General features: G+C 64.8%; 23 protein-coding genes. 11 read left to right on the top strand and 12 right to left on the bottom strand.

Going from position 1 to position 22,643, the window contains the following annotated elements; all coding sequences use genetic code 11:
• Positions 1-217 precede the first annotated feature (217 nt).
• Positions 218-1,402: a flagellar biosynthesis protein FlhB gene (gene flhB / locus F7R11_RS17780; RefSeq protein ID WP_064806571.1), complete on the top strand. Its 1,185-nt coding sequence runs from the start codon at positions 218-220 to the stop codon at positions 1,400-1,402.
• 78 nt (positions 1,403-1,480) lie between these two features.
• Here flhB and F7R11_RS17775 read toward each other — a convergent pair whose 3' ends face one another.
• Complete coding sequence (locus F7R11_RS17775) at positions 1,481-2,134, bottom strand: YitT family protein (protein ID WP_064808995.1); 654 nt, start codon at positions 2,132-2,134, stop codon at positions 1,481-1,483.
• 512 nt (positions 2,135-2,646) lie between these two features.
• Between F7R11_RS17775 and flhA the strand changes: the two genes are divergently transcribed.
• From flhA to F7R11_RS17755, 4 genes are read left to right on the top strand one after another with little or no spacing between them, the layout of a single operon-like run.
• Positions 2,647-4,755 (top strand): flagellar biosynthesis protein FlhA, encoded by a 2,109-nt coding sequence (gene flhA / locus F7R11_RS17770; RefSeq protein ID WP_021192828.1) that lies wholly within the window; start codon positions 2,647-2,649, stop codon positions 4,753-4,755.
• The gene (gene flhF / locus F7R11_RS17765; protein ID WP_064806573.1) at positions 4,752-6,608 is read left to right on the top strand and encodes a flagellar biosynthesis GTPase FlhF; all 1,857 of its coding nucleotides are present in this window, start codon (positions 4,752-4,754) and stop codon (positions 6,606-6,608) included. The genes flhA and flhF overlap by 4 nt, the downstream gene beginning before the upstream one ends.
• Positions 6,609-6,622: 14 nt before the next feature.
• On the top strand, positions 6,623-7,417 hold the full coding sequence (locus F7R11_RS17760; protein WP_021192826.1) for a MinD/ParA family ATP-binding protein: 795 nt from the start codon (positions 6,623-6,625) through the stop codon (positions 7,415-7,417).
• An 8-nt stretch (positions 7,418-7,425) separates the two neighbouring features.
• Positions 7,426-8,187, top strand: a complete 762-nt coding sequence (locus F7R11_RS17755) for an RNA polymerase sigma factor FliA (protein ID WP_021192825.1) — start codon at positions 7,426-7,428, stop codon at positions 8,185-8,187.
• A 35-nt stretch (positions 8,188-8,222) separates the two neighbouring features.
• On the opposite strand, the gene F7R11_RS17750 is transcribed toward F7R11_RS17755, so the two are convergent.
• Positions 8,223-9,305, bottom strand: coding sequence for an MBL fold metallo-hydrolase (locus tag F7R11_RS17750; protein WP_064806575.1), 1,083 nt, complete (start codon positions 9,303-9,305; stop codon positions 8,223-8,225).
• Positions 9,306-9,692: 387 nt separating this feature from the next.
• On the opposite strand from F7R11_RS17750, the gene F7R11_RS17745 reads away from it, so the two are divergent.
• From F7R11_RS17745 to F7R11_RS17735, 3 genes are all read left to right on the top strand, one after another.
• A complete protein-coding gene (locus F7R11_RS17745) occupies positions 9,693-10,355 on the top strand; it encodes a hypothetical protein (RefSeq protein WP_064806577.1) in 663 nt (220 codons plus the stop codon).
• 148 nt (positions 10,356-10,503) lie between these two features.
• Positions 10,504-11,916, top strand: a complete 1,413-nt coding sequence (locus F7R11_RS17740) for a nucleobase:cation symporter-2 family protein (protein ID WP_064806579.1) — start codon at positions 10,504-10,506, stop codon at positions 11,914-11,916.
• A gap of 191 nt (positions 11,917-12,107) precedes the next feature.
• Positions 12,108-12,638, top strand: a complete 531-nt coding sequence (locus F7R11_RS17735) for a hypothetical protein (RefSeq protein WP_021192821.1) — start codon at positions 12,108-12,110, stop codon at positions 12,636-12,638.
• Positions 12,639-12,692: 54 nt separating this feature from the next.
• Here F7R11_RS17735 and F7R11_RS17730 read toward each other — a convergent pair whose 3' ends face one another.
• Complete coding sequence (locus tag F7R11_RS17730; protein ID WP_064806580.1) at positions 12,693-13,352, bottom strand: cysteine hydrolase family protein; 660 nt, start codon at positions 13,350-13,352, stop codon at positions 12,693-12,695.
• 147 nt (positions 13,353-13,499) lie between these two features.
• Here F7R11_RS17730 and F7R11_RS17725 point away from each other — a divergent pair, with 147 nt between their 5' ends.
• Positions 13,500-14,468, top strand: a complete 969-nt coding sequence (locus F7R11_RS17725; protein ID WP_104577581.1) for a GlxA family transcriptional regulator — start codon at positions 13,500-13,502, stop codon at positions 14,466-14,468.
• A gap of 25 nt (positions 14,469-14,493) precedes the next feature.
• On the opposite strand, the gene F7R11_RS17720 is transcribed toward F7R11_RS17725, so the two are convergent.
• Both F7R11_RS17720 and F7R11_RS17715 read right to left on the bottom strand, forming a co-directional pair.
• A complete protein-coding gene (locus F7R11_RS17720) occupies positions 14,494-14,676 on the bottom strand; it encodes a glycine zipper 2TM domain-containing protein (protein ID WP_021192818.1) in 183 nt (60 codons plus the stop codon).
• 195 nt (positions 14,677-14,871) lie between these two features.
• On the bottom strand, positions 14,872-15,432 hold the full coding sequence (locus F7R11_RS17715; RefSeq protein WP_064806584.1) for a YggT family protein: 561 nt from the start codon (positions 15,430-15,432) through the stop codon (positions 14,872-14,874).
• Positions 15,433-15,634: 202 nt separating this feature from the next.
• Between F7R11_RS17715 and F7R11_RS17710 the strand changes: the two genes are divergently transcribed.
• Positions 15,635-16,210 (top strand): YbhB/YbcL family Raf kinase inhibitor-like protein, encoded by a 576-nt coding sequence (locus tag F7R11_RS17710; RefSeq protein WP_231973345.1) that lies wholly within the window; start codon positions 15,635-15,637, stop codon positions 16,208-16,210.
• 24 nt (positions 16,211-16,234) lie between these two features.
• Here F7R11_RS17710 and F7R11_RS17705 read toward each other — a convergent pair whose 3' ends face one another.
• The 7 genes from F7R11_RS17705 to F7R11_RS17675 all read right to left on the bottom strand — a co-directional run bounded on the left by F7R11_RS17705 (position 16,235) and on the right by F7R11_RS17675 (position 22,165).
• Positions 16,235-16,999 carry a molybdate ABC transporter substrate-binding protein gene (locus tag F7R11_RS17705; RefSeq protein ID WP_082932895.1) on the bottom strand — a complete coding sequence of 255 codons (765 nt, stop codon included), beginning with the start codon at positions 16,997-16,999 and terminating at the stop codon, positions 16,235-16,237.
• A 57-nt stretch (positions 17,000-17,056) separates the two neighbouring features.
• Positions 17,057-18,049, bottom strand: a complete 993-nt coding sequence (locus tag F7R11_RS17700) for a sulfonate ABC transporter substrate-binding protein (protein ID WP_064806588.1) — start codon at positions 18,047-18,049, stop codon at positions 17,057-17,059.
• Positions 18,050-18,145: 96 nt separating this feature from the next.
• Positions 18,146-18,436 carry a DUF971 domain-containing protein gene (locus F7R11_RS17695; RefSeq protein ID WP_064806590.1) on the bottom strand — a complete coding sequence of 97 codons (291 nt, stop codon included), beginning with the start codon at positions 18,434-18,436 and terminating at the stop codon, positions 18,146-18,148.
• The gene (locus F7R11_RS17690) at positions 18,423-19,382 is read right to left on the bottom strand and encodes a HEAT repeat domain-containing protein (protein WP_064806592.1); all 960 of its coding nucleotides are present in this window, start codon (positions 19,380-19,382) and stop codon (positions 18,423-18,425) included. The genes F7R11_RS17695 and F7R11_RS17690 overlap by 14 nt, the downstream gene beginning before the upstream one ends.
• Positions 19,383-19,389: 7 nt before the next feature.
• Positions 19,390-19,653: a 4Fe-4S dicluster domain-containing protein gene (locus tag F7R11_RS17685; protein ID WP_021192811.1), complete on the bottom strand. Its 264-nt coding sequence runs from the start codon at positions 19,651-19,653 to the stop codon at positions 19,390-19,392.
• Between the two features lie 2 nt (positions 19,654-19,655).
• On the bottom strand, positions 19,656-21,380 hold the full coding sequence (locus F7R11_RS17680) for a fumarate reductase/succinate dehydrogenase flavoprotein subunit (protein WP_064806594.1): 1,725 nt from the start codon (positions 21,378-21,380) through the stop codon (positions 19,656-19,658).
• On the bottom strand, positions 21,377-22,165 hold the full coding sequence (locus tag F7R11_RS17675; RefSeq protein WP_064806596.1) for a GntR family transcriptional regulator: 789 nt from the start codon (positions 22,163-22,165) through the stop codon (positions 21,377-21,379). The genes F7R11_RS17680 and F7R11_RS17675 overlap by 4 nt, the downstream gene beginning before the upstream one ends.
• Before the next feature lie 93 nt (positions 22,166-22,258).
• Between F7R11_RS17675 and F7R11_RS17670 the strand changes: the two genes are divergently transcribed.
• Positions 22,259-22,504 carry a hypothetical protein gene (locus F7R11_RS17670; protein ID WP_064806599.1) on the top strand — a complete coding sequence of 82 codons (246 nt, stop codon included), beginning with the start codon at positions 22,259-22,261 and terminating at the stop codon, positions 22,502-22,504.
• The last annotated feature ends 139 nt before the right edge of the window (positions 22,505-22,643 follow it).

Here is a 22,643-nt window from a genome sequence, read left to right as displayed (position 1 = left end):
CGCAGTGCATGTGACTGCGGCGCATGGTAGTGGCCGGTGGAGGGTGTTTTGTTAAGCCAGTGTTATCAAGCAGCTGTTTTGAGACTTTGGCCGTTGGGCGGCGCGGGCCGGTCATTCCACGGAAAAAGCCTGCCTGAGGCGGTTTTCTCCACGCTTTAGCAAGCGCGTGGTGCCGGAATAATGCGAGCGTCTACCCATCCATCCCTCGCCTCCCGGCATGTCCGAAGAAAGCGATCTCGAAAAAACCGAACCCGCCTCTCCGCGGCGCCTCGAGCAGGCGCGCGAAGAAGGCGACGTTCCCAAATCACGGGAACTGGGTTCGTTCGCCCTGCTGGCCGTCAGTGCCGGCGGGTTGTGGGTGATGGGCGAGTCGATCGTGCGGGCCGCGTCGTCGTTTCTGGCGCGCTGCCTGGAGTTCCACCGCTACGACTACACCCGGGCGCAAGACCAGTGGATCTACATCAGCGCGCAATTCACGCCGCTGGCCACGGTGCTGGGCGGGCTGGTTCTCATGCTGGTCCTGGCCGCGCTCACGCCGCTGGCGCTCACGCGCGGGGCGATCTCGTTCAAGCCGCTGGAGCCGGACATCTCGCGCCTGTTCAAGCTGCAGGGTTTGACGCGCATGTTCTCGGTGGAAGGGCTGCTGGAGTTGCCTCGGCTGCTGCTCAAGCTGGCGATGGTGGGTGGCGTCGCCTGGGGGCTGATCCTGCACTACCGGGGCGAGTTCATGGAGCTGCCCCAGCAGGACCTGCGCGCCGCCATGGGCGATGTCATGCACGTGGCCGGTGTAGCGTTTCTCTGCATGGCCGCGGTGATGCTGCTGGTGGTCGCCGTGGATGTGCCGCTGGTGCTGTGGCAATACGCCCGCAAGCACCGCATGACCAAGGAAGAAGTGCGCAAGGAGCACCGCGAGTCTGAAGGGGATCCACACGTCAAGGGCCGCATCCGCAACCTGCAGCGCCAAGCGGCCCAGCGTCGCATGATGGCCGACGTGCCCAAGGCCGACGTGATCGTCACCAACCCGACCCACTACGCCGTGGCGCTGCGCTATTCCGAAAAGGAAGGCGGCGCACCGCGCGTGCTGGCCAAGGGCGCCGATCTGGTGGCGGCCAAGATCCGAGAGCTGGGCACCGAGCACAAGATCCCCATTCTGGAAGCGCCGCCGCTGGCGCGTGCGCTGTATCGGCATACCGAGATCGGGCACCAGATCCCGGAAGCGCTCTACGCCGCCGTGGCGGAAGTCCTGGCCTACGTCTACCAGCTGCGTCGCCTGCATCAGGTGGGCGGCCGTGCTCCGAAGCGCCCGACCGATCTGCCGGTGCCCGCCGACATGGACCCAGGGCCCGATCCCACGAACGCTGGCCCCGAAGACGCCGCTGACGACGTCACCAGCAACGCGTAAGGGTCGGCAATAAGGGTCGGCAATAAAGGATCGGCAATCCCAGCGTTGATGCTTCCGCCGGTGAGGCCCCGACTGGCGCTACCGCACCACGACGTTATATCGACCCGGGCGGTGCCATGCGATCACCATCGCGCTCATGGCAACCGCGCTCAGCGCCGACCATCCCGCGCGGCCAGTCGGGATCACCAGGAGCGATGTCAGCAGAATCAACGAATCGATGGCCACCTGCACGATCCCCGCATTGATCCCATGCGCGCGTTGGAGCCAGAGCGTCAGAACGCCCGTGCCGCCAACGCCAGAGCCATGCCGGGCGAGCGCCAACACCCCCATGCCGTTGAGCGTTCCGCCCACCAGTGCTGCAAACAGCGGGCTCTCAAAATCGATGTGCAAGGCCTGCCGCGTCAACGCGAGCAGGAGGGTGATGCCACAACTGGCCAGCGTCGACTTGATGGCAAAACGCGGGCCCATCACGAAATAGGCAAACACGAAAAACGGCACGTTGACCAACGTGAAAATGGTGCCGACCGACAACGGCGCGACATACGACACGAGCAGCGCGATACCGGCAATGCCACCGGTCACGAGTCCGGCCGCGCTGAGCAACACCACCCCCGTCACGATAAACATCATGCCGACGGCCATGCCATAGATGTCCTCAAGCATCGTGTGTCCGGCTGCATGGGGGCTGCTTGCCGCAACGGTGCTGCTTGCGTGATGAAGCTGATGGTCCATGGCGCCGCTCATCGCATGAACGGCCAGTGCGGCAAACAATCGTGTATGTCCAGTAATGCAGATGTGGGGCGCTTCATTGAACGTTGCCTATGATCGGGTTGGTGCATCCACGCACCGGCCAATGCACCGCCTTTGTGCGGCGTGCGTGGATCCGGGTCTGGTGGGCGGGCGTTTCAGGATGATTTGCAAGTCCCATACCCAGTGCCCCTGGCCGCATGGAACACTGCCAGGCCGCTGCTGCAGTGCGAGTGGTATCGCAGGGGGGGCGGTTCAGGGTCAGGATTGGCACAGCCCATTTGGGTACGCGATTCTGCATGGAAGTCTGCTGCGGCGCACGCCGCACCCTGCTAGGCGGCAGTAAGGGGCATAAGCGCACCCCCCGATGGGAGGGTATTTCAAAGAAAAGCCGCCTTTTGGGCGGCTTTCTCGCTTCTTCGATTTGGTGTCTCCCCCGGCAAGATGGCACCCATCGAAAAGCCCCCCGCCGCCCCGACGTTGGCACCCCCGTCCAGATGAACGCCGCACTGCTCCGAGTCTCCAGCTTCCTGCGCCAGGGCGACTATCGCTCCGCCGCCGGCCCGGTGCTGATCATCCTGATCCTGGCGATGATGGTGCTGCCGCTGCCGCCGTTCATCCTGGACTTGCTGTTCACGTTCAACATCGCGCTGTCGATCATGGTGCTGCTGATCAGCATGCACACGCTGCGGCCGCTGGATTTCTCGTCGTTCCCCAGCATCCTGCTGATCACCACGCTGATGCGGCTGTCGCTCAATGTGGCCTCCACCCGCGTGGTGCTGATGGAAGGCCACACCGGCCCCGACGCCGCCGGCAAGGTGATCGAGGCGTTCGGCCACTTCCTGGTGGGCGGCAACTACACCGTCGGCATCGTGCTGTTCGTCATCCTGGTGATCATCAACTTCATGGTGATCAGCAAGGGCGCGGGCCGGATCGCCGAGGTCAGCGCGCGCTTCACGCTCGATGCCATGCCCGGCAAGCAGATGGCGATTGACGCCGACCTGAACGCCGGCCTGATCCGTGAAGACGAAGCCCGCAAGCGCCGCACGACCATCGCCCAGGAAGCCGAATTCTTCGGCTCCATGGACGGTGCCAGCAAGTTCGTGCGTGGCGACTCGGTGGCGGGTATCGCCATTCTGCTGATCAACATCATCGGCGGCCTGGCCGTGGGCGTGCTCCAGCACAACATGGACATCGGCCACGCCGCCACCAACTACACGCTGCTGACCATTGGCGACGGCCTGGTTGCGCAGATTCCCGCGCTGGTGATCTCCACCGCGGCGGGCATCATGGTCAGCCGCGTGTCCACCGACAAGGACGTCGGCCAGCAACTGTCGAGCGAGCTGTTTGCCATGCCGATGGTGCTGATGACCACCGCCGGCGTGATCGGCCTGCTGGGCCTGGTGCCGGGCATGCCGCACATCCCGTTCATCCTGTTTGGCGGCGGCCTGGGTTATCTGGGCTGGTACCTGAAGAAGCGCCGCGAGATTCCCGAGCCGGAACCGGTGCTGCAGGCCATTGCCCCGGTCGATACACCGGAAGCGAGCTGGGACGACGTGTCGTGGGTCGACGTGCTGGGTCTGGAGATCGGCTACCGCCTGATCCCGCTGGTCGACAAGAGCCAGGACGGCGAGCTGCTGCGCCGCATCAAGGGCATCCGCAAGAAATTCACACAGGACATGGGCTTTCTGGCGCCGGTTGTGCACATTCGCGACAACCTGGAGCTGGGCCCGTCGTCGTACCGCATCACGCTCAAGGGCGTGGAAATCGGCCAGGGCGAGGTGCAGCAGGGCAAGTTCCTGGCCATCAACCCGGGCGGTCAGGACGGGCATGGCGAACGCTTGGGCACGCAGCTGCCGGGCACCCCCACCGTGGACCCGACCTTCGGCCTGCCGGCCATGTGGATCACCGCCGATGTGCGCGATCGCGCGCAGGCCGAGGGCTATACCGTTGTCGATTGCAGCACGGTCATCGCCACGCACGTCAATCAGTTGATTTACACCCATAGCACCGAGCTTCTCGGCCGTTTGGAAGTGCAGCAGTTGCTCGATCATTTGGCCAAGGAAGCACCGAAGCTGGTCGAAGACGTTGTGCCCAAGCTGTTGCCCGTCGCGACCGTGCAGAAGGTGCTGCAGAACCTGCTGGACGAAGGCCTGCACATCCGCGACATCCGCACCATCGTCGAGACGCTGGCGGAGCACGGAGGCAGGACGCAAGACCCCGCCGAACTCACCGCCGCCGTGCGGATCGCGCTGGGCCGGGCAATCGCCCAGCACCTGTTTCCGGCCAAGAACGAAATGCAGGTCGTTACGCTCGACCCGAATCTGGAGAACATCTTGCTGCAAAGCATCGTTGGCGCACATGCCGGCTCAGCCGGCCCGATCGAACCGCAACTGGCTGATTCGCTCATGCAAGCGGCCGCGGATTCGTCACGTCAATACGAACAGATGGGCCAGACGGGCGTCCTGCTCGTACCGCCCGCGCTGCGCCCCATGCTGGCCCGCTTGTTCAAGCGTGCCGCACCCAGCCTGCGCGTGCTGTCACACGCTGAAATTCCAGATCACCGAACGATTAAGGTTGTCGCCATGCTTGGAGGCCGCGCATGAAAATGCATCGATTCACCGGACTGACGTCGCGCGACGTGTTGCGTAAAGTGCGCGACCAGTTGGGCGACGACGCGCTGATCCTCTCGAACCGCGCCGTGCCGGGCGGCATCGAGGTCATCGCCGCCTCCGATACGCACCTGGATGCGCTGGTCGATACGCACTCGACCGCGCCGAAGGCCGCACAACGCCGCCCGAGCATGCCGGCTCCGATTCCGGAGCCCGCACCGGTGGCCGAGGCAGCAGCTCAGGCACCCACCGAGCCGCAAGTGCAAGCTGTGGCCCAGGCCGAAACGTCGGCCGCACCGAATGCACTGGCCCGTCTGCGCAACCGCTTTACCGCTGCGCGCCGCGCTGCCGTACAAGCCCCAGTGCAAGAAGACGCGCTGGCTGAGCCGGCCGCCGGCCGCAAGCTGCAAGCCCGCGTGGATGACGACGTGGAGCTCGGCGCATCGGAAACGCTGCTGGGTGTGGACCCGCTGGTGGCCTCCACCCGCATGCTGGCAGGCCTGTCGCTGGATCGCGCCAATGAAGATGCCGCCCAGACGCTGGCCAGCACGGCCCAGTTCATCGCCCGCCGCACCGTGGTGCCGGAAGACGAACCCGTCGAGCCGATCAAGCGCACGGCCGCTCGCCGTGAATCGCAGCGTGAGCAGGATGACCAGCCGACCACGCTGCGCTCGTTTGCCGAGCGCGTGGAAGCCCAGGCACGCGCTACGCGCGCTGCCGAGCAGCAGATTGGCCGCCCGCAACCGCAAGTTGAGAGCGTCAACCCGGCCGACATCTTCGTCCGCATGGAGGATTCGATGGCCAAACCGGACGCCCCGCGCGAAGACGTGAGCCTGCAGCGCTCGGCCATCAAGGCCGACATCAAGGCGGAAACCGACGCCATGACCCGCCGCATGGTGGGCGAGATCGAAACGCTCAAGAGCACGTTGACCGACGCCATGTCGAGCCTGGCCTCGCTGGGCGTGAAGCTGGGCGATCCGGTGCGCACGCGCCTGTTCCAGACCATGCTGAACGCGGGTTTCTCGGCGCAGCTCACGCGCTACGTGCTCGAGAACATGCCGCAGCACGACACGTATGAGGGTGCGCTGGACTTCGTGCAACGCGCCATTGAAAAGAACCTGACCACCGTGTCGGATGAAAACAGCCTGCTCGACCAGGGCGGCGTGTTTGCCCTGATGGGCCCGACGGGTGTGGGCAAGACCACCACCACCGCCAAGCTGGCTGCGCGCTTCGTGCTGCGCCACGGTGCCTCGCGCGTGGCACTGCTGTCGACCGACAGCTACCGGATCGGTGGCCACGAACAGCTGCGCATCTACGGCAAGATCCTGGGCGTCTCGGTGCATGCCGTGAAAGACGCGCAAGACCTGAGCCTGGCGCTCAATGATCTGCGTGAGAAACACGTCGTGCTGATCGACACCATCGGCATGAGCCAGCGCGATCGCGCGGTGTCTGAACAGATGGCGATGCTGCACGCTGTGGGCCCGTCGATCAAACGCCTGCTGCTGCTGAACGCTGCAAGCAACGGCAAGACGCTCGACGAAGTGGTGAGCGCCTACCGCGATGCCAACCTGGCCGGCTGCATTCTGACCAAGATCGACGAGGCTGCATCGGTGGGCCACGCCATGGACGTGATGATCCGCCGCCGCCTGCCGCTGCACTACGTGTCGTACGGCCAGCGTGTGCCGGAGGACATTGCAGTACCGAACAAGAAGCTGCTGATCCACCGCAGCTTCCGTGCAAGTGCCGAGCAATCGTCGTTCGCGCTGGATTCAGATGAATCGCTGCTGGTGGCGCAAGGCGCCGCACGCAGCCGCGAACCGGGCCTGGCCGCTTTCGATTTCGCCTGAACAAGGGGGCGAGCATGACCACACCTTTCGCCAAGGATCAAGCCGCCGGGCTGCGCCGCATGCTCGGTCAGGCAGCCAGCCGCCGCGTGCTGGTGATCGGCGAGCAAGAGCAGGTGGATGACTTTGTCGACAACCTGCGCATTGCGCTGTCCGCCATGGGCCGCGACGCCGCCGTGGTGAGCGCGCAGACCATGCTGGCTGTGGCGGGCATGCTCGAACAGTACGACGACAAGGCGGACGTGACGCTGGTGGCCGCGCATTTCGGTACCCGCGCGCTCGCCACCGTGGCCGAGGCTTGCGATGACGTGCTGCTGACCTTCACCGACGGTCCGGAAGGCATCAAGAGCGCGTACACGCTGCTCAAGAAAACCGCTGTGCTGCAAGGTAGCGGCGCCGGCATCCGCACCGTGGTGTGCGGTGCGCATTCGGTGGACTCCGCCGTGCGCGTGTTCGGCAACCTGGCCAACACGGTGGGGCAGTATCTGAACACCCGGATCGACTTTGCCGGTTATCTGCCGGAAGACCGGCACGTAGAACTGGCGCTCTCGCTCGGCAAGCCCGTGGCGAGCGCGTTTCCCGCATCGCCTTCGGCCATGGCCTTCCGCCAGCTTGCCGAAGAGATGCTGAGCTGGGCCAGCGCCGAGGCCCAGGCCGCTGATGTCGCTGGTAGCACGGCGGCGTCGCGGGTGACGGTATCGGCGCAAGAACCGACTCAGGCTGCGCCGGATGCGGCGGCCCATGAGGCGGCACAAACAACGTCGATCCTGACGCCCCGCGCGACCGCGCGCGCGGCCGAGATGGTTTATTGAGGCGCACCATGAACGAAGCGCCAAAGGCAGGCATGGATATGTACACCGCAACCGGTCGCAAGACCAAGTCCGACGAGATGGCGACGTATGCACCGCTGGTACGCCGCATTGCCAACCAGATGATGGTGAAGCTGCCGGCCAGCGTCGAACTCGACGATCTGATCCAGGCCGGCATGATGGGTTTGCTCGATGCGCTGTCGCGCTATGAAGAAACGCAGGGCGTGCAGTTCGAGTTCTACGCGGCCCAGCGTATTCGCGGCGCAATCCTGGACGAGCTGCGTGGCTCCGATTGGCTGCCGCGCGGCCTGCGCCGCAGCGCCCGCACGATCGAGCAGGCGATCCAGAAGCTGCAGCAGCAAAAGGGCCGTGCGCCCACGGAAACGGAAATTGCCGCTGCGCTGAACATGTCGCTGGCCGACTACCAGAAGCAACTGGTCGACCTGCAGGGCAGCCAGCTGCTGTACTACGAAGATTTCGACCGCGAAGACGCCGACGCCTTCATCGAGAACCGCGCTGCCGAGAACGATTTGACGCCGCTGGACCAGTTGCTGGACCACGACTTGCGCGAATCGGTGGTGGCCGCCATCGAGGGGTTGCCCGAGCGCGAGAAGCTCATGATGAGCCTGTACTACGAACAGGATCTGAACCTGCGTGAGATCGGCGCCGTGATGGGCGTGTCGGAATCGCGCGTGTGCCAGATCCACAGCCAGGCCATCGCACGCATCCGCGCTCGTCTGCGTGATCGCGCATGGCTGCCGACGCCGACCTGATGCCGGCGTAGTTCCGAGCTTTCCCTGCCAAAGTCTTATTGCGCGGCCAGCGAGTCATCTCGCGGCCGCGCGTTTTCTTTGGGTAATGCGGTGACAAGGCGTTGGGCCGCTGCATCCCATACGCGCGTCTCGCCATGCTTGAAGAGGGCGAAGCGTTCTGCGGGCACGTCGGCAACCTTCAATGCGTTGGCCAGATCGGCGATGGGCTGGTCCAGCGGTTCGTCCGTCAGCGCGAACGTGCCCCAGTGGATGCCCACCGCCTGCCGCGCACCGATGTCCTGCATGACCTGCACCGCCTCGGTCGGGTCGATGTGCTGGGCCTTCATGAACCAGCGTGGCTCGTACGCGCCCACGGCAATCGCGGCCACATCAAAGTGGCCGAAGCGCGTGCCGATGTCGCGCGTGTCTTGCGAATACCCCAGATCACCCGAGAACCAGAAGCGCAGGCGCGGATGCAGCAGTGCCCAACTGCCCCACAGCGTCTGGTTGCGGTCGTACAGGCCGCGTGCGGACCAATGCTGTACGGCGCAGAAATGCGCGGTGAAGGGGCCGAAGTGTGCTTCATCGTCCCAGTCGAAGGCGCGCACGTTGGGCTTGTCACCTGATAGGCGCGTGCCGCGCACGTTGCGCGCAAACCAGTGGTCGATACCCAGCGGCACGAAAAACATCGGTGCGCCGCCCGGCTGATGCATCAGCGCACGCACGCTGGCACGGTCCAGATGGTCGTAGTGGTTGTGCGAGATCAGCACCAGGTCGATATGCGGCAACTGCTTGAGCGACAGCCCCGGCGGCTGGTGGCGGCGCGGGCCGGCAAACGGCAGCGGCGAAGCGCGCTTGGAGAACACCGGGTCTGTCAGCACGTTGAGCCCATCAATCTGCAGCAGCAGTGTTTCATGGCCGATCCAGGTGAGCTGCGGCACGTCAGGCGGCTGGTGTACCGCGCTCAGGTTGGGGGCAATGCAGGCGAGGTCCAGTGTGGGCGGTTTGGGGAGCCCTGACTTGCGGCGCTCGCGTTGCCATTTCCAGAAATCCCCGCCGGGGCGCGGATGCGGGTAGCGGTTGCGGAAGCCATCCGGCGTGTGGTGAGGCTTGGCCGGATCATAGTGAGGGTTCTTCATGGCATCGCTGGGGATGGACGAGTCCCGCAGTTGAGGGAGCCCGTTTGAATATCAAGGAATATGAAGTTGTGTTGCTTCTTGAACTTTGGGTGAGCCACTGCCTAGGCTGAATCCGCCTCGCTGAGGCGCGCTGCGCAGCACATTCCGCTACGGAGTCGCGGCAGTTCAACCTTCCTCAAGGACCACAATGGATTCATCTCATCGCTTGGCTGGGCAAACCGATGTTACGGATGCGCACGATGCGCATAAAAAAAGGGGACCGCCAACAATTTGACAGGTTGTCAGAAACCGGCGGCGAGCGGGCAGGCTGTTCTTCTGCCCGACGCCCGGGTTGTCACGTTTGCCACAGAGTCATTGCCTGCCCATCGTAGTGCGCCGCCCCGCTTCATGCTGGGCAACGGGGCGCGGCAGGTCAGCGGCAGCGCTGCTCGGCTGGCGCAACTGCCTTCGGGTGCCATCATCGGCATCAACGACTACCAGCTGATTGGCGACACCGCCGAGCTGGCGGATCTCCATCACCACCGCGGTTACATGCACGGGCGCTGGACGCGCGGCACCGTGCGCATGGGCGCGCAAACGTTAGCGGTGGGCGGCAACGCCGGGGACTATCACTACGCCGTGATCGATCAGGCCGACCTGACCCTGCGCCAGCAGACGGCGCTCGGGTGTCGCGGCGTGTTTACAACGCCCACCGTGGTTGGCGGATGCGGGCCCGTAGGCTGCGTGAGCGGCACGTTGGACATGGTTTGGCAGGGCGGCACCCTGCGTCTGATCGGCAGCCTGGAAGTGCAAGCCAGCGGGCTGCGCGCGACGCTGCTGATCCGGCACTACCAGCCCGATATTGGCACCACCTGCCACGGTGGTAGCCCGTTTGGGCGCGGCACCTACGATCTCACGCCCGTGGTGGCCGACAACGGCATGCTGCGATGCGCCATCCTGTACCGCCAGCGATTCGACTCCGGCGTGACTTACCAAGGTGTGGCGATGTTCGAAGCGCACTCGCATTTCGGAACGCAAAATATGTACACAAAAAACGATAGCAATTGTTGACATAAGCCGGAGCGCGCTCCAAGATGCCGGCAAATGTGCGACATCACGTCGCGCAAATGTCGGCAGACGGGGCCCGTGCCCGGTCCGCTCGATGCACACCAGGCACGCTCCCGGCACGTACACGGGAGTGGCCCCAGGAGACAAGACAATGCGCCAATCCCCCGGCCTTCCCTCGCCGTCGTCCTCGACCTGCGTCGATCCTGTTAACGAACGCCTGCCGCTGCCGCGCCTGTTTGCACTCGGCTTGCAGCACCTGCTGGTGATGTATGCCGGTGCGATTGCGGTGCCGCTGATTGTCGGCAATGCGCTTGGCCTGTCGAAGAGCGATCTTTCGTATCTCGTCAATTGCGACCTGTTTGCGGCCGGTATCGGCACGCTCATCCAGTCGCTCGGCTTCCTGATCTTCGGGATTCGGCTGCCGGTGATGATGGGGGTGACGTTTGCCGCCGTGGCACCGATGATCGCCATCGGCGTGGAACCCGGCATGGGGCTGCCCGGCATCTTTGGGGCATCCATCGTCTCGGGTGTGTTCGGCATTGCCATTGCCCCGCTGATGGGTCGGCTGCTGGGCCTGTTCCCGCGTGTGGTGACGGGCACGGTCATCATGCTGATCGGTTTTTCGCTGCTGAGCGTGGGCATCAACTGGGCCGCCGGTGGCCAGCAGATGATTCCGCAGGTGGTGGACGGTGTGAAGCACATGGTGCCGAACCCGGCCTTTGGCGATCCGTTTGGCCTGGCCATCGCTGCGCTGGTGCTGGTGACGATCTTGCTGCTGACCAAGTTCGGTAACGCGCTGCTGTGCAATATCGCTGTGCTGCTGGGCATCGTGGCGGGCACGCTGGTGGCCGCCGCTTTCGGCAAGGTGTCGCTGGCCGATGTTAGCGCCGCGCCGCTGATGACGCTGGTGACGCCGTTCCACTTCGGCATGCCCAAGTTCGAACTGTCGGCCATCATCTCGATGTGCATCGTGATCGTGATCACGCTGGTGGAATCGACCGGCATGTTCCTCGCGCTGTCGCACGTGGTGGGCAAGCCCATCTCGCGCAACGAGCTGACCAACGGCCTGCGCGCCGACGGTCTGGCGACGGTGGTGGCCGGCGTGTTCAACACGTTCCCGCATACGTCGTTCTCGCAGAACATCGGGCTGGTGTCGATCACGGGTGTGCGTTCGCGCTACGTGGCGGCAGCGGGCGGTGTGCTGCTGATCGTGCTGGGGCTGTTTCCGAAGCTGTCGTACGTGGTGGCATCCGTGCCGCAGTACGTGCTGGGTGGCGCGGGGCTGGTGATGTTCGGCATGGTGGCCGCGGCCGGTATCCGCATGCTGGGCATGGTGGATTTCCAGAACCAGCGCCATAACCTGCTGATCATCGCCGTGTCGGTGGGCTTTGGCATGGTGCCGACGCTGGCGCCGACCTTCTTCCACCACTTCCCGGAATGGACGCACCCGATTACCCACAGCGGCATCGTCCTGGGCACGCTGGTGGCAGTGGTGCTCAACGCGTGGTTCAACGGCATCCGTGGTTCGCATGAGGTGATGAGCGGCGCCGCTGCAGCGCACTGAGTAACGCAACCCGCAACCACGCAACACCCCGCTTCAGGCGGGGTGTTTTGCTTTGGCGACACCAATCTGAGCGCAAGCGTTTGCTTAACGATTTCACCGCGCACGCTGCGCAGTTTCACGGTTCTGCAAATAAAGCGCCTTAGGTTGTGCCCAATCTTCGGAGGAGGAAGAGAAAAAAACGGGGGGGAACCATGCAAGCGCTATCAGCACGATTCGAAAAGACAGACGCGGGGCGCCGTGAGATCGCCACGCGCAACGGCGCGCTCAGCCGCTCAAGCCGGGCGTTGCTCATCATGGTGGACGGCCAGGCCACGGGCGAGGATCTTGCCGTGCGTGCGAGCCAACTGGGTCTGCAAGCGCAGGCCGTGCTCGAACTGCTGCAGGCGGGTTTCATTCAGATTGCGGCCGATGTTGCAGGTGAGCCTGCCTTGGTTCCGGTTGCAGAACCCCAGCCCGAGCCGCCCAAGCCGGCCGCGCCCAACCGCAAGCGCTCGCTGGCTGCGGCACGCATGTACCTCATGGACATTGCGGCACGCACGTTCAGCTCGGCCGAGCATCCGATCCGCCAGCGCCTGGTCGAGGCCACCGACCGCGCGTCTGTGGAGGGCGCATTCGAGGCGCTGATGGCAGCCCTACGCGAAGCCACCTCGGCGTCGATGGTGGAGCAGGTCGAAGTCTCTTTTCGGGGGTTTCTGCCGGCCGAAGAGGGTGTGGCCGGCTGAGCGCGAACACCCCGCGCAAGGCGAGGTGTTTATTCTGGCGACAACGTCGCGCGATCAGGCTGCCTTCTGCGCCACCTCATCCTTCAGCAGACCACGCGCCCGCTGGTTGGACTTGTAGATGTTGTCGCGCACCGGCACCGCACCGGTCTTCACGCTGTGCACCCAATCCTGGGTCGACATCACCGCTGCAAAGCGCGATTGCAGCACCACGCTGAATACGCGATGGATCTCTTCGGCACTCGCAAAGCCGGCCTGGTTCTGATACGGGATCGACCCCGAGGCATCGTGCAAGAACTCCACTGCCGTGCCGTTGTGTAGCGCATGGTTGATGGTGGAGGCATCGCAGTTGTGCGTCATGTAGCCGACCACGGTCAATGTGTCGATGCCGTTGGTTTGCAGCCATTGCGCCAGATCGGTTTCCGGGTATGCACTCGGCAGCGTCTTGCTTACGTAGTGGTCATGCGGGCGCGAGGCCACCACCGGGTGCAGTTGCCAGCCGTCCGTGTCAATGGCAAACAGCGGCGAGCTGGCGGGCGAGGTCTGCTGTACGACGATCACCGGAATGCCGGCCTCACGCGCCGTATCCATGGCAACGCCGACATTGGCGACAGTCTGCTGCGGGTTCGGGTACTCGATCGGCAGGCCGCCGGTGAAGTACTCGTTCTGCACATCGATGACGATCAGGGCGCGCTTGGGGGTGGCGTTTGCGGTCATGGCTGACTCCTCGGAGTGGATTTCGGGATTTGCTGTCTGGGGCGTTGTGTTGTGCCCGTGGACAGCATCTTCGTGCATGGCTATCCTTCCCGACAGTGGCCCGGAAGACATTTATCGATGAAATTGGGCCAAACACGCGGAGCCCACATGCAACCCCAGGAAATCGCTGTTCTGGCTTTCAATGACATCAGCCCGTTTCACCTCTCGGTGCCGTGCTTGGTGTTCGAAGACCGCATCTGGGCGGGGCTGCCTGCGTACAACCTGCGGATTTGCGCGGGTGAACCCGCCAGGAAAGGAGGCCTGCGCACCACCGCCGGGTTTGCCGTGCAGACCGACCTGACACTGGAAGACGCAGCCCGCGCCGATGTGCTGATCGTGCCGTCATGGCGCGATACAGAAGAGCGGCCGCCTGCACCCATGGTGAACGCTGTGCGCGCTGCGTATGAGCGGGGTGCCACGGTGGTTGGCCTGTGCCTGGGGGCGTTCGTGCTGGCGGAGGCCGGTGTGCTTGACGACCGCGAGGCGACCACGCACTGGAGTGCGGTCGAGGCGTTCTCGCAGCGCTATCCGCGCGCGAAGCTCGTACCTGATGTGCTGTATCTGGATGCCGACGATGGCCGGCTGGTGACATCTGCCGGTACGGCTGCGGGGCTGGATTGCTGCCTGCACCTCGTGCGCCGCTGGCATGGCGCAGAGGTGGCCAACCGCATTGCGCGGCGGCTGGTGGTGGCGCCGCATCGGCAGGGCGGGCAGGCGCAATACATTGAGCAACCGCTGCACGACGCGCCGGGTGGTGATCGCTTGTCCGATCTGCTGAACTGGGCCGTCGCCAACCTGGCTGAGCCGCACACGCTGGATTCGCTGGCTGAACGCGCTGCGATGAGCCGACGCAATTTCACGCGACGCTTTCGTGAGTTGACCGGCGCGACTGTCAGCCAATGGTTGCTCGGCCAACGTCTGGCCTACGCACAACGCATGCTGGAGACCACGCGCCAGCCGGTGGAAGCGATTGCACAACTGGCTGGCTTTGGCAGTGCGGTGTCGTTGCGCCAGCATTTCAGCCGGACGTATCACACCTCGCCCAGCGCATATCGCGCGCTGTTCGCGCAAACCTGAAGAGAGAAGGGATGGGCGGGACCGGCTACTTGCTCAGCTCGTGGCCGATCACACCGCCGGCCACTGCGCCGCCGATCGTGCCGGCCGGGCTGTGTGTCAGCTCATGGCCTGCTACGCCGCCCGCCACTGCACCGCCTACGGTGCATGCCGCCAATGCCGGGGCCAGTGCCGCAATCACGCAAATCAGCGCCGTTTTCCATGTGTTCATGTGTGCTCTCCTGATAGGGCCGGCGCAGTGCGTGCGCTGGCACCTTCAGTCGAGCAAGGCGCGTGCCGCGCTCAGAACCTGTTCACGATCCGTAGCGAGCGGCTCGAGGTTGACCCGAGAAGCGCAACCGTACATGTGTACGGTGAGCATCGCAGGGCCAAGATCGGGCTGCGCAGTAGGATTGTGAATAGGTTTTCACATGAACAGCGGCGAAAGGGACAGGTGCGACAGCGCGATCACCAGCACCTGCGCAATCACCAACAGGATCAGCGGAGAGAGATCCAGCCGCCCGCCCAGCGGCGGCACCACGCGGCGGATCGGGCGCAGCAGCGGATCCACCAGCGTATTGAGCACCGCGCCCATGGGCGATGCCGGGCCCATCCACGACAGGATGGCCGACGCAATGGTCACCCACACCAGCACGTTGAACGCCCACTTGAGCACTGTGAACAGCGCTGCCACAAAGCCCCACGGCAGGAGCGCCATCGGGCTCACGCCCACGGAGGCCAGCAGCAGGAGCAGATACACGAGCGCCGTGGCATAGGCCGCCACCAGCGATGACCAATCGATGTAGCCCGTGGCCGGAATCACCCGGCGCAGCGGATGCACCAGCCAGCCCGTCAGTTGAAAGATGGCCTGCGACAGCGGATTGCGCGGTGACAGCCGCACCGCCTGCGTCCAGGCGCGTATCAGCAGCGCGGCGCCAAAAAGCGAGAAGATCGTGTCGAGCAGAAAACGCGTGATGTCGCCGAACATGCGCCCGGGTCTCCTATGGTCAGGTGAGGCAAAAGCTGCGAGGGCGAGAGCTTCGCCGGAGGGCGGATATTGTCGCACGGGACTCTGACGGTACGCTGCGTGCGCTACCTGTGATGATGTGTCGCGCGCGGTAGGCGTGTCGAGGGTGTTGGCGTATCGTCTTGGCGCTTTTCGGAGAACAAACCTCTCAAGGAGATCCATCGTGGCACTACGTATGCTCCGCGCGCCGCTCAGCGCCGGGCTGTTTTTGTTTGCATGCCTGTCGGCCGTACCTGCTGCGCATGCCGAGACCGGCGTCTTCACCCTTCAGTCGTCCGCGTTTGCCGACAACGGCGTCATCGACCGCAAGTACGCCGGCAAGAACCCCGCCAACCAGAATTGCACGGGCGAGAACATCTCTCCGGCGCTGAGCTGGTCCAACCTGCCGGCCGGCACCAAGAGCCTGGCGTTGATCGTGAGTGATCCGCAGGGCCAACTCGGCCAAGGTGCGAACCATTGGTTGACCTACGGCATTCCCGCCACGCAGACCGAGTTGCGCGAAGGCGCCGCCACAAGCGATGCCCTGCGCATGGGCCAGAATACCTTTGGCGACCCAGCCTACCTGGGGCCGTGCCCTCCCAAGGGCTCGGGCATGCACCATTACATTTTCCTGCTGATCGCCACCGACTTGGCGCCCGACGCGCTGCCCAGCGGGCTCACCCGCACCGAGCTGGATGCCGCCCTCAAAGGACACACCAAGGGCGCTGCGGCTTGGATTGGCCGCTTCGGCAACTTCTGATGTGAGTGCGCTGGCCGCCTGCGCTCACTGCGCTGCGGCCGGCTCCATGCCTTTGCGCTCGAGTAGGGCGGCGGCCGCCTCGCTGTGCAGCGCCTGTAGCAATGCCTGCGCACCCTCAAGGTTCTTCACATGGGCACTCACGCCGGCGGCATACACCGTGTAGTTCTGAATGGCCGCGGGCAATGGTCCGACGTACTGGATGTGCGGCACCGCGAGCAATTCGCTGACTTGATGCACGGCCAGCGCCGCTTTGCCATCGACGAGCCGGGCACCCACCAGCCCGCCGTGAACCAGCACCGCCTTCGGCGCAATCGCCTGCGCAATGCCCAGCGTCTCAAACAGCTTTGATAGATAGATGCCCGACGACCCGCCCGCCGCCGGGTCCAGATACGCCACCGATGGTGCCGCCAGCAATGTCTGCTTGAACTGATCGACCGTCGAGATCGCGGGCTTGGGCGCACCCTCGGGCACGGCAACGCCAATGCCGACGCGCGCCACGTTGCCGAGCGTCGGTGCCAGATTGCTCGACGCACTGAGCGTTTTCGCCAAGGGCTCCGGCAGGATGGCCACGTCGAAAGCCTCGCCGCCCTGGATGCGCTTGGCCAGTTCGCCCGCCGTGCCGTTGGAGATGATCAGGTGGAGATCGCCCGTGCGTTCAAGCGAAGGCGCCAACGCATCGAGCACAGGCCGGAACGCGCCCGCGCTCAGAACGGTGACGTCTGCCGCGCAGGCCGTGCCAGCGATGCAAAGTGCAGAGAGCACTGCCAGAAGCGGAATTCTCGAGGCCACGGTGCGGCTCCGTTCATGTGTTCGTGCCGCACCTTAGCATTGCATCCGGCAACCGGCCTACAACCCCGCAACCGGGAAGCTCGCTTGCCAGACCGCACCTTGCACATTCACGGCTTTGGGAATCAGCTTCTGCTGCAGGAACAGGTCGGCAATCTGCTGTTGTGACGCCACGATTTCCGGCGTGATGGGCGTTACGCCGTAAGGCACGCGCCGCAGCCAGGTTTCCACCACGGGTTGTTCAATACCGAGCTTGGGCGCCAGCAGCGCCGCGGTCTCCTGCGGATGTTGGTTCACCCACAGGCCCGAGGTGCGCAACTGCGCCAGGATGGCATTCACCGCGCGCGGATGCGCTTTCACAAACTCCGGCGTGGCCTCGTAGAAGTTGGAGGTCGGCACCTCGCTGAAATCGCCCAGCGTGCGCGTCTTCAGCGCTTTCTGCGCCAGCGCGTAGTACGGGTCCCACACGACCCACGCATCGACGGCACCGCTCTCAAAGGCGGCGCGTGCCTCGGCGGGCGGCAGGTAGATCGGCTGCACATCCTGCACCGTCAGGTTGGCGCGCTTGAGCAACTGCACCAGCAGGTAGTTCGAGCTGGAGCCCTTCTGCAGCGCAATGCGCTTGCCCTTCAGGTCGGCCACGCTGTGCGCGGGCGAACCGTCGAGCACAAACAGCGCCTCGTTGGTCTTGCCGCCGGGCTCCGCACCCACGTAGACGAGGCGCGCACCTGCCGCCTGCGCAAACACGGCCGGCGGCGCACCGGTGTAGCCGAAGTCGATGCTACCCGTGTTCAGTGCCTCCAGCAGTTGCGGCCCTGCGGGGAATTCCTTCCACTCGACCTTGTAGCCGAGCTCCCCCAGCGGCTTGTCGAGCGAGCCCTGCGCTTTGAGCACGGCCAGCAGCCCTGCCTTCTGAAAGCCGATGCGCACCGTGCCGGCCGGGTCGGCGGCTTGGGTGAGGCCCGCGCTCAGCGCAAGGCCGGCACCCAGCAGCGCGGCAAGCCAGCGTCGTCGGCCAGACGATGGGGGGGTATGAGGCGATTGGGTTTGCATGCTTCCTCCAGCGAGTTGGGTGTTGTGCGGTCGATGCTACGGACCGCACGTGCGCGAAGGAACGAACAAGATTGCATGTGCATAGGCGCAGCTGCGTCAGCCTGTTGCTGTGGCAGCCAACTCGGCCAAATAGGCCCATGGATAGATGCCGCGCGCATGCCCATCGCTAAAGACCAGTTGCACGCCGTAGCCAGCGGGCTCAACGGCGATGATACGCACGTCGGCCGGTGCGCTGATCGACGTGCCGTGATGGCGCTTGAACTGGCATTCGGCGCATCGACAGGCTGCGCGCAACGCAACGTGGTCGAGCGCGATGGCTGCCTCTTTCCAATGCAGCCGCAATGCGCCCTTTGCGATGTCGTTGTCGATGCGCTCAGGGGGTTGCACGGGCGGTCTCGATCTGTGCGAGCGCAATCCGCACGGCTTTGACGACTTCGGGGTCGCCATCGGCTTCCGCGTTGCGCAAGGCGGGCAGGGCAACGGCATCGCCGATTTCGCCCAATGCCAGCGCAGCTTCCTTGCGCAGGTTGCTGATGGGGTGCGCAAACAACGCGGCGAGTGCATCAACGGCATGCGCAGCGCGCCAGCGGCCAAGTGCGCGGGCGGCTTGTAGACGGACTTGCCAGTAGTCATCCGCCAGTGCATCGACCAAGGCCTGCGTCACATGTGCGTCGGGAGCCAGCGCGCGGAGTTTGCCAAGCGTGCTGGCGCTTTCCTCGCGCACGCGCCAGGCGGTGTCGCGCAGTGCGTCGAGCAGCGCGGGTAGCACGGATGCATCCGTCGCAAGGCCAAGCGCACCTGCAGCTGCGCGCCGCACTTGCGCGTCGTCATCATGGCGGGCGCGTTCTGCCAGGGCAGGCAGCGCGGCCGCATGCTTGCGCCAACCGAGCACGGCCACCGCTTCGCGGCGCACGGTGGCATCAGCGTCTTGCAAGGCTTGCAGTGCGGGCGCTTCGCTCTCAGGCACGCGCAGTTCTCGCAAGCCACGCAGGGCGGCTGCGCGCACGAAGCCACTCGCATGGTCGACGTAGGGCAGCAGCGCGGGCGCAGAGTCGGGCGACTTCAGTTCACCCAGGCCGAGCGCTGCCGCATCACGCACAGCGGCATCAACGTCTTCCAATGCACGTGCTAGCGCGGCCACGGTATCCGGTTGTTCCCACGTTGCCAGAATGCGCGCGGCTTCCAGCCGAACCTCGGGCGCTGGGTCATCCGCAAGCAGGGCAATCACGTCGGGCAGCGCATCGGCGTCTTCCTCATCGGCAAGCTGCAATAGCGCGACGCGGCGTGTGGCGGCATCCGCGTCGCGCAGGCGCGCCAGGATCGTTGTCGTCATCGCCACCTCAACGCAGCAGATAGGGAATGTCGACCTTTACCGCACCGGTCGGGCAGTCCTGCTCGCAGGGCATGCAGTACCAGCATTCATCAAACTGCATGAACGCCTTGCCCTTGGTCAGGTCGATGGCGAGCAGGTCGAGCGGGCAGACATCCACGCACACCGTGCAGCCCTTGTCGGCAATGCACTTGGCTTCGTCAATGGTGACGGGCGCGCTGCTGCGCGAGGTGATGTCGTGAGGCGTATGAAACGAGAGTGGGGCGTGAGACATGATCAGGCTGCCTGGGGGATGCGCAGGTGCGCGTAAGAATCGGTGCCGCGCACATCGACGGGGATGACGTAGGGCTCAACGGCCTGCTTGCGACTGGTCATGGCGCCGTGCGCATCTTTGTAGAGGCGCGTGTGGCAGAACCAGTTGGCGTCGTCGCGCTCGGGGTAGTCCACGCGGTGGTGGTACAGGCCCCAGCGGCTTTCCGTGCGGAAGAGCGAGGCGCGTGCGGCCATCTCCGCGCAGTCGCGGATGAAGCTGACTTCCATCGCGCGCATCAGTTCGTGCGGGTTGCGTGCGTGCAGGTGCGTGATGTCTTCGGCAATCTCGTCGAAGCGGCGCAGGCCGATTTCCATCTTGCGGGTGACCTTGGGCGGCTGCAGGTAGTCGTTCACCATGCGGCGCAGCTTGTATTCCACCTGGGCCGGGGCGAGTCCGTGTTCGCGTTGCAGCGGCGCGAAGATGCGCGCGCGCTCGCGGGCGATCTGCTCGTCGTCGACACGCACGTCGCCTGGCCGGCCGGCGATGTAGTCCGCCGCGTTCTGCCCCGCAAACCAGCCGTAGGTGAACGCGCCCAGCATGTAGTTGTGCGGCACGGCGGCCATGTCACCGGCGGAGTAGAGACCAGGCACGGTCGTCTCTGCGCGCGCATTCACATACACACCCGATGCGCTGTGCCCGCTGCAGAAGCCAATCTCCGAGATGTGCATCTCCACCATTTGCGTGCGGTAATCGGTGCCGCGCCCGGCGTGGAAGCGGCCGCGGCTCGGGCGCTCGTTGGTGTGCAGGATGGTCTCGATGGTCTGGATGGTTTCTTCGGCCAGGTGGTCGAGCTTGAGGAAGACTGGTCCCTTGCCGCCCTGCAGTTCCTGGTAGAACTCCCACATCATCTGGCCGCTCCAGTAGTCGCACTGGATGAAGCGCTCGCCGCGCGCATTGGCGGTAAAGCCGCCCAGTGGGCCGGTCACATAGGCGCAGGCAGGGCCGTTGTAGTCCTTGATGAGCGGGTTGATCTGGAAGCATTCCAGGTTGGCGAGTTCCGCACCGGCGTGGTACGCCATCGCATAGCCATCGCCTGCGTTGGTGGGGTTCTCGTACGTACCCATCAGGTAGCCCGATGCGGGCAGGCCGAGCCGCCCGGCCGCGCCGCAGCTCAGTACCACGGCCTTCGCACGCACCACGAGGAAATCCGCCGTACGGCAATCGAAGCCGAGCACACCACACGCCGCGCCATCCACATCCGTCAGCACGCGCGTAACGACGATGCGGTTGGTGATCTCCACCCGCGCGCGCTTGAGCTGTCGATACAACACCTTCTTGATGTCGTGCCCCTCGGGCATGGGCAGCACGTAACTGCCCATGTGGTGCACCTTCTTGACGGCGTAGTCGCCGGTCTCGTCCTTTTCGAACTTCACGCCCCAGCGGTCGAGCTGCTCGATGGTGGCAAAGCTGTGCTGTGCGTAGGCATACACGGCCGATTGATCGACGATGCCGTCATTGGCCAGCGTGATCTCGCGGGTGTATTGCTCGGGCGTGGCGTGGCCAGGAATGACCGCGTTGTTCAGACCGTCCATGCCCATCGAGATGGCGCCGCTGCGCTTGACGTGCGCCTTGTCGATCAGCAGCACGCGCAGCGCGGGGTTGCGCTCTTTTGCCTTGATTGCCGCCATTGGGCCGGCGGTGCCGCCGCCCACGATGACGAGGTCGTACTCCAGTTCCTGCGTGTTCATACGGTGCCTTGCGAGGGGAAGATGGATTGCGCCGATGCGGCCACGCGCCGGTCCAGCCGTAGCCGGTACTGGAAGGTGTCACCGCGAAAGTAGAGGCGCTCAAAGTCGATGGGTTTGCCATGCGCGTCGTGTGTCAGCCGCTCCACGCGCAGGATGGGCGCGGCTGCACCCACGTCGAGTGCCGCCGCGGTTGCGTGATCCGCCAGCGCCGCATCAATGGCCAGCGTGGCGTGGCCCAGCGGCACGCCTGCGTCCTGCTCCAGCACAAGAAACACGTCGCGCGTTGCCAGATCTGCACGGGCCACCACGCGCCCAAGTGCCTCCGGCAGCCACGTCACTTCCAGCGATACCGCCGCGCGGTCCAGCAATCGCACGCGATGCAATTCGGTGACGGGCGTGCCGGGTGCAAGCTGCAGCGCCTGCGCTACATCCACTGGCGCGGGCACCGTCTCCAACCGCAGCACGCGGTTGTGGATGTTGTGCCCTTGCGCGGACATCGCTTCCGCAAAGCCCTGCAGCGCCGTCACGTTCTGGAACGCCTTCGGCGCGCTGACAAAGGTGCCCTTGCCATGGCGGCGGAAGATCAGCCCTTCGTTCTGCAGATCCGCCAGGGCCTGGCGCACGGTGATGCGGCTGGCGCCAAACTGCTCGCACAGGGCGGCTTCGGATGGCAGCAGCGTATCGGGCGCGGCTTGCCCGCTAAGGATGGCCTCACGCAGCGCGCCCTTGATCCGTTCATAGAGCGGCGGCGCGTGCAGGCGGGTGGAGGGTGGGGACGTCGTCATCTGGGTACGAACTCGTCATAACAAGTTCGCCCAGTCTAAAAAGCCAGCGTTGCCGGGGGAACGAAGCTTTTTCGATATGGTTCTGCGATTTTTGTGGGCGACAGCCTGGGGCGTTGTGTGGGCTGCACGATGCTGACCGGTGGGGTGGGACGCATCAGCGGCAGTGCGGTGGGTGTGTTCTGCCTCATGCAGCGCGTGCCGGGACGTAGCCAGCGTGGGGCGGCTGTGCCGCCATCGGGCGCGAATCGCTCGGCACGGCAGGCTGCCAAACCGGCCAACGATGCCGCTGCCCAGGCTGCTATCGGGCACGCCCAGCATGCAACGGTATCGCCAGGCTGATGCATCGCATTAGCACCGTACCAACGCTCCAAATTGGAGCATGTGGGCGCGTTATTGTGGCGCGCCCGCCGGTTCCAATGCACCACATCCAAGCATTGTCTGTGTGAGGTGCCTTTGCACCCAGAGAAACGCAAAAATC

The organism is Ralstonia insidiosa, assembly GCF_008801405.1.
Taxonomy (GTDB): Bacteria; Pseudomonadota; Gammaproteobacteria; order Burkholderiales; family Burkholderiaceae; genus Ralstonia; species Ralstonia insidiosa.
This window is presented reverse-complemented; position numbering and strand designations above follow the sequence as displayed.